5 protein-coding genes are annotated in these 7443 nt (G+C 61.4%); 4 read left to right on the forward strand and 1 reads right to left on the reverse strand.

Translation table 11 applies throughout. The features are described 5' to 3' along the window. Positions 1-213 precede the first annotated feature (213 nt). The 4 genes from ppdK to VJ923_RS03785 all read left to right on the forward strand — a co-directional run bounded on the left by ppdK (position 214) and on the right by VJ923_RS03785 (position 6379). A complete protein-coding gene (gene ppdK / locus VJ923_RS03770; RefSeq protein WP_326438710.1) occupies positions 214-2931 on the forward strand; it encodes a pyruvate, phosphate dikinase in 2718 nt (905 codons plus the stop codon). 588 nt (positions 2932-3519) lie between these two features. After that, entirely contained in the window at positions 3520-4554 is a 1035-nt protein-coding gene (gene mtnA / locus VJ923_RS03775) for an S-methyl-5-thioribose-1-phosphate isomerase (protein WP_326438712.1), read from the forward strand. 435 nt (positions 4555-4989) lie between these two features. Beyond that, entirely contained in the window at positions 4990-5754 is a 765-nt protein-coding gene (locus VJ923_RS03780; protein WP_326438714.1) for a ParA family protein, read from the forward strand. Continuing rightward, positions 5747-6379, forward strand: a complete 633-nt coding sequence (locus VJ923_RS03785; protein WP_326438716.1) for a hypothetical protein — start codon at positions 5747-5749, stop codon at positions 6377-6379. Before VJ923_RS03780 ends, VJ923_RS03785 begins: the two co-directional genes overlap by 8 nt. Before the next feature lie 70 nt (positions 6380-6449). Here the strand turns inward: VJ923_RS03785 and VJ923_RS03790 are convergent, their stop codons facing one another. Beyond that, on the reverse strand, positions 6450-6605 hold the full coding sequence (locus VJ923_RS03790) for a hypothetical protein (RefSeq protein ID WP_326438718.1): 156 nt from the start codon (positions 6603-6605) through the stop codon (positions 6450-6452). Positions 6606-7443: the final 838 nt, after the last annotated feature.

Consider the following 7443-nt stretch of genomic DNA (forward strand, 5'->3'; position numbering starts at 1 on the left):
GGGGTGCCGCTTGTGAGGTTTTGGGGTACTGCGGCCTGCCGGGAGGGACGTATCGCCAAATTAACGGCATTATCCCTTATAATTAAGCAGACTTGCTTCGCGGCGCCAACAGGCGACGCGTGGCGGGGGCGCCTTGTTCGGCTTGGCTGGCATGGCGGGAAAAGGCAATCGTGGCGTCAAAAGGGCGCCGCTTAAGCTTTAAGGAGAAGTAAGGTGACAGAAGCAGTGAAGCGCGTCTACGCCTTCGGCAAGGACGCCAACGGGAACAATGTGACCGAGGGCAACACCGAGATGAAGTGGGTGCTCGGCGGCAAGGGCGCGAACCTCGCCGAGATGGCCAACATCGGTCTGCCGGTGCCTCCCGGATTCACCATCACGTGCCAGACCTGCATGGAGTACGCCAACGCTGGCAACGTGTGGCCGGAAGGCGCGCTTGACACCATCGCCGAGTACCGCGCCGATCTGGAGGAGCGCATGGGCAAGAAGCTCGGCGACGCCGAAGATCCGCTGCTCGTGTCCGTTCGCTCCGGCGCTCCCTTCTCCATGCCCGGCATGATGGACACGGTGCTCAACCTGGGCCTGAACGACGAGTCCATCAACGGCCTCATCAAGCAGACCGAGAACCCGCGCTTCGCCTGGGACTCCTACCGCCGCTTCATCCAGATGTTCTCCAACGTCGTGATGGGCCTCGACGGCGACCTGTTCGAGAACGCCATCGTCGCCATGAAGAACGACCGCGGCGTCTCCTCCGACACCGACCTGACCGCCGAGGATCTGACACAGCTCGTCGACGAGTTCAAGGCCATCTTTGCCGAGAACGTTGACGGCGACGCCTACCCGACGCTCGTGGTTGATGGCGAAGTCGCCTTCCCGCAGGATCCCATGGTGCAGCTGCAGCTGGCCATCGAGGCCGTCTTCGGCTCCTGGAACAATCCCCGCGCGGTCCTCTACCGCCAGAAGGAGAAGATCGCCGACGATCTGGGCACTGCCGTCAACGTGCAGTCCATGGTGTTCGGCAACAAGGGCGAGACGTCCGCGACGGGCGTGGCCTTCACCCGCAACCCCGCCAACGGCGAGCGCGAGTTCTACGGCGACTACCTGGTGAACGCCCAGGGCGAGGACGTCGTGGCCGGCATCCGCAACACGAGCCCCATCGCCGAGCTGAAGGAAGTGGAAGGCCTGGAAGAGGCCGGCGCTCAGCTGGAGGAGATCTTCGGCGTGCTGGAGAACCACTTCCGCGATATGTGCGATATCGAGTTCACCATCGAGCAGGGGAAGCTGTGGATGCTGCAGACCCGCGCCGGCAAGCGCACCGCCGCCGCTGCGCTGCGCATCGCCATCGAGATGGAGAAGGAGGGCCTCATCTCCAAGGAGGAGGCCATCATGCGCGTGGCTCCCGACCAGCTCGACCAGCTGCTGCACCCGCAGTTCGATAAGTCCGCCACCTACGACGTGGTGGCCCGCGGCCTGAACGCGAGCCCGGGCGCCGCGGTGGGAGAGGCCGTGTTCTCCGCCGCCGACGCCGTGGCCGCCGCCGAGGCCGGCCGCAAGTGCGTGCTCGTGCGCTGGGAGACCAACCCCGACGATCTGGCCGGCATGATCGCCGCCGAGGGCATCCTCACCTCCCATGGCGGCAAGACGTCGCATGCGGCCGTTATCGCCCGCGGCATGGGCGCTCCCTGCGTCTGCGGCGTGGAGGCCTTAAAGATTGACGCTGCCAAGAAGGAGGCCGCCATCTCCGGTACCGACCTGGTCATCCGCGAGGGCGACATGATCTCCATCGACGGTACCACCGGCATCGTGGTGCTCGGCGCCGTGGAGCTGGTCATGCCCGAGCTCACCGGCGACCTTGACACCATCCTCGAGTGGGCCGACGAGGTTCGCACCCTGGGCGTGCGCGCCAACGCCGACAACCCCGAGGACGCCCAGCTCTCCCGCGACTTCGGCGCCGCCGGCATTGGCCTGTGCCGCACCGAGCACATGTTCCTGGGCGATCGCAAGCAGATCATCCAGACCTTCATTCTGAACGACGACGAGCTCATCCGCGAGAAGGCCGTCTCCGACCTGTTCGAGGCTCAGGTGGGCGACTTCTACGGCATGTTCAAGGCCATGGACGGCCTGCCGGTCATCGTGCGTCTGCTCGACCCGCCGCTGCACGAGTTCCTCGAGAGCCCGCGCGAGCTGGCTGTGGAAATCGCGAAGATGGAGGCCACCGGTGCTTCCGCCGACGCCATCGCCGAGAAGCGCGATCTGCTTGAGAAGATCGACGGCTTTGCGGAGCAGAACCCGATGCTGGGCATGCGCGGCTGCCGTCTGGGCATCGTGTACCCCATCCTTCCCGAGATGCAGGTACGCGCTATCGCCACGGCGTGCGCTCAGCTGCAGAAGGAAGGCCTCTCGCCCAAGCCCGAGATCATGATTCCGCTTGTGTCCGTGGTGGACGAGCTTGCGAAGCTGCGCGGCGTGGCTGAGGCGGTCATTGCCGATGTGTCCGCCGAGGAGGGCGTCGAGCTGGACATTCCCGTTGGTACCATGATCGAGCTGCCCCGCGCGGCCATCACGGCCAACGAGATCGCCACTCAGGCCGACTTCTTCTCCTTCGGCACCAACGACCTCACCCAGACCACCTTCGGCTTCAGCCGCGACGACGTGGAGGGCGAGTTCGTGCCGCAGTACCTCAACGAGCATCTGCTGCCCTACAACCCGTTCGCTACCATCGACGCCGGTGTGGCGAAGCTGGTGGAGATGGGCGTGGCCCTGGGTCATGAGGGCAACCCCGACATCGTCTGCGGTGTCTGCGGCGAGCACGGCGGCGATCCGGAGAGCATCCATACGTTCAACCGCATTGGTCTGGACTACGTGAGCTGCTCGCCCTATCGCGTGCCGGTGGCCCGTCTGGCCGCCGCTCAGGCCGCCATCAAGCAGGCCTAAGCGTAACTGCTGCTAGTAGTTTTTGGAGCAGAGTCACCCGCGCTGTGAGGCAGGGTGGCTCTGCTCTTTTCTGTTTGACAGCGCGGTAGAGCGCGTTATAATCGATAAAGAAATGTCAGGTGGACACCTTGGGTAGGACGGCCGCCTCACGTTTCACTACAAGTGTGAAGAGGGGCCGTTCCGCCGGTTGGCGGGGCGGCCACTCTTCGTTTTTGGCGTTGACGGTGGGGGAAATGGAGCTATAATACACAGCAGGTGGTTGCCGCGGCTACGGCTGGCCGCCTCGCAAAATTTTCAGTATTGCGAAGAGGGGCCATCCGCGCCGTGAGGCAGGGTGGCTCTACTCTTTTCTACGAGCAGTCAAGTCGATAGAAATTCGTATGAGCTCAATTACTACAATGCAAAACGTTAGTAGCTCTTGCAAAGACACCATGGCTGCTCCTTCCAGAGAAGAGGCGGCCATACCACCTGCTTAGCTCACTATAGCACATCTATAACACAAACAAAAGTACTATTTATGAGAGATTCGACATGGAATTAGCGTTGAATAATTTGCCGCGAACGATAGCGGTGGAGCTTGAGGGGGGAGTGCCGTCCATAGTGCTGGTGGACCAGTGCCGGCTGCCGGGCGAGCTTGTCTACCTGCGCACTTCTGATTGGCGCGAGCTCGTCGATGCGGTGAAGACCCTTGCCGTGCGGGGCGCTCCGGCCATTGGCGTCGCAGGAGCTGCGGCGGTTATGCTGGCCGCGTTCGAATATGCCGATGGTGACGGCTTCGATCGGCTTCTTGCGGAGGCGGCGCGGGCCATTGCTGCGGCGCGTCCTACGGCGGTCAACTTGGTTTGGGGCGTGAATAAAGCCCGCGAGGTTGTCTCTGAGGCCCGACAGGCGGGGGCATCGCTCCAGGCAGATTCCAACGCCCGACAAGCGGGGGCATCGCCTCGAGAGACGGCTGTGGCGCTCTACCGGCTCACTGAGGACCTCATCGCTGAGGACGAGACGGTGAACCGTCGCATCGGGTCTCATGGCGCAGCGCTGCTTCGCGGCCTTGCTGCGTCGGGCGAGCATGTGCGTCCGCTCAACATTCTCACTCATTGCAACGCCGGGAGTTTGGCTACGGCGTTCTATGGCACCGCGCTGGGCGTTGTCTATGCATCTGCACAAGAAGGTCTTGTCAATCGCGTGTATGCCGATGAGACGCGGCCTGTTAATCAGGGGGCGCGTCTTACGGTGTGGGAGCTTGCTCAGGCGGGGGTGCCCGTGACGTTGCAGTGCGATAACATGGCAGCGTCTCTTATGGAAAAAGGCCAGGTAGATGCCGTTATTGTCGGAGCCGACCGTATTGCGGCCAATGGGGATGCTGCGAATAAAATCGGCACGCTGGGCCTTGCGGTGCTCGCCAATTTCTATGGAATTCCATTTTATGTGGCTGCACCAATGAGTACCATCGATTGCTCAACGAAGTCGGGGGCCGATATTCCCATCGAAGACCGCGACCGTGCCGAGGTGCTGCCCGATCCCATCCCTGGCGTAGAGGTGCGCAACCCCGCTTTCGATGTTACGCCCTACCGTCTTATCACCGCTATCGTCACCGAAGAGGGTGTGTGGGAGCCTGCCCGCTAGCGCTGGGAGGGGAGCCCGCGCATAGTGTGCCGGTGCCCGGCGGAAGGCTCCCTCGGGGTGTGTGGGAGCCTGTCGGCTAGCGCTGGGAGGGGAGTCTGCGCATCGTGCGGCGGTACTTGGCGGAAGGCTCCCTCGGGGTGTGTGGGAGCCTGTCGGCTAGCGCTGGGAGGGGAGTCTGCGCATCGTGCGGCGGTACTTGGCGGAAGGCTCCCTCGGGGTGTGTGGGAGCCTGCCCGCTAGCGCTGGGAGGGGAGCCCGCGCATAGTGTGCCGGTGCCCGGCGGAAGGCTCCCTCGGGGCGTGTGGGAGCCGGTCGGCTAGGCTTGGCAGAATCCTAAAATCCCTATAGACAGCATAACATTATATGTTATAGTTCCTTTACCAAATGCAGGAGCATGCGTATTGCTGCGCCCGCAGGCGCGGCAGGGAAGGGACGATGATGATTACACTGGCGGCGGCCTCCCAGAAGGGCGGCGTTGCGAAAACCACGACCAACCTGGCCATCGGCGCGAAGCTGGCCGAGGACGGCGCGCGGGTCCTTTATATCGACCTCGATCCGCAGATGAACCTCTCCACTACGCTGAAGGCCACCACGGCCGGCGTGCTCTCGTCGCTGGACGTGCTCACCGGCGACGCCACCATTGCCGAGGCGGCCCAGACCGTCGACAACTACGACGTAGTGCCCGCCAGCCGCCTGAATGGCAAGGCGGACGACCTCATGTCCTCGGTGGGGAAGGACTATCGTCTGCGCAAGGCCCTGGAGGCCGTGGCCGACCGCTACGACTTCGCGATTCTGGACACCCCGCCGGCCTTGGGCACGCTCACCGTGAACGCGCTCACCGCAGCCTCTTGGGTCGTCATTCCGGCCCAGGCCGACGCCTACTCGCTCGACGGCGTCACCGACCTGGCCGCCACCATCCAGGCCATTCGCGAGTACACCAACCCCGACCTGCGCATCGCCGGCATCCTGCTCACGCGCTACAACCCGCGCACCTCTATTTCGAAGATCATCCACGAAGACGCCGAGGCCATGGCCGCCGAGCTTGAAACCAAGGTGTTCAAGGCCTGGATTCGCGAGGCCACGGTCATCAAGGAGGCCCAGGCCGTCAAGCAGCCCATCTTCGCCTACGCGCCTTCCAGCAAGGTGGCCTACGACTACCGGTTCTTCATCGACGAGCTTCTGGAGGACGTCAATGGCTAAGAAAGACCTGCGCGCCCAGATGGACGCCGCCCGTGCGGCAGCCGCCTTTATCGGTGCCGCCCAGGAAGAGCTGAGCACGCCTGCGACGGCGGACGCGCCCGAAGAAGCCGAGCGCGCCGCCGCCGAGCACGCCGCCGTCGAGCGCGCGGCCGTCGAGAGCGATGAGCCCAAGCCGGCCAAGGCCAAGCCGGCCCGAACCCGTCAGGTAAAGAGCGCCGCATCGGATGTGACCCTGCCGGCCAGCACGCCCGATTTCTTCGTGGAAGACTACGACGAGCCCGCCGCGCCAGCAGTGGCCGCAGTAGAGCCCGTGGCGGCCGACAAGCCCGCCTCGGCGCCTGCAGACAAGCCCAAGCCCGCTCGCGCACGGAAGCCTCGCAAGAAGGCCGCTGAAGTAGAGCCCGAGCTTGAGGCCGACGCCTCGGGCGCGCGCATGACGGCCCAGGTGCTCGTCCCCATGACGGCCGAGCAGCGCGAGCATGCGGATTTGCTTGCCTCCGTCATGAAGATCACCAGGGCCGAGGTGATGCGCCAGGCGCTCGACGAGTATTGGGAAAGCCATAAGGGCGAACTACAGGCCGCCGTGGCCGCCTACGAGGCCCTCATAAAGAAACTCATGAAGTAGTTGAAAGTCGTTACCCCGCATGCTACTATGCAGTCAACGGAAAGCCCGGTCGTTTTCTCGGGCAGTGCCGTTAATGGGTTGAAGGGTCGGTCGGTCCCGCGACCGGCCCCTCTTTTTCCCCACTCTTGCGTCTCTGCTCGGTGCTTTGGGTATAGAGCTTAACCGCTGCCGTTGCCAGCACCACAATGGATGTGAGCAACTTCAGTATTTGATCGGCTAGTTCCATAGGCCTCACCCCCTTTCGCATTGGTTGAGCCAACACGACAAGAGGCACTGCCAGCAACCGGGACTTACATCCGCTGACACAAACACAGTAACGTATTACAAAATATATGTACAGAGGCAATCCGGCTTTTGTCGGATTGTTTTCTTATTGACCGCTCGTCGGGAAAATGGGGCCGAGAAACGAGCGAGGAAAAATCTTTCCGGAAATTTCTCTTTGTTGCCAAATGGTCACGATATTTAGCCTTATAGACATATAATCTTATATACACACAAGCATAGAAGCATAGAAGTTCCCAAAAGAAACAAAATAATATAGTCATTATAAAATTATGAGACTATGGAACAAAAGAAACTATAAGCCCCTGAACTGGGGTTTCGTAAAGGTGTCTATAGGGCATTATGAATATGAAATAAAAGAATAGAGTGACAAAATCATTATATGTATTATCAATTATGAATTTTTCTCGAAAACAAGGGTTCTTTCGTAACAGAAAATCAACGGAGCTATGGAGGCGACGGGGGTCGAAATTATCGATTTCTGACAAATGGTCAACAATGAATGCCCAGTACGAGGGTCATTTTTGAAACCGTCCCGACTTTACATCGTTGCCAATTTGTAGATAATACTTCATGAACAAAAACGCTCTTTGGCACCACTGCGCCCTAAGAGCGGAAGCGACGATTTGAAAGTGTAGGAAAACCGCCGTTTCATCAGGAGAAACGGCAGTTGGCAAGCTTGGCGGACGGAATCAGGACCGCGCCGCGGAGCTTGAAGCGAGAAGCCGAAGCCGTCGGAATCAGGGCCGATGGGCTGAGGCGAGAGAGAGAACGAGCGAAAC

Origin of the sequence: Adlercreutzia shanghongiae (assembly GCF_035830635.1) — a bacterium.
Taxonomy (GTDB): Bacteria; Actinomycetota; Coriobacteriia; order Coriobacteriales; family Eggerthellaceae; genus Adlercreutzia; species Adlercreutzia shanghongiae.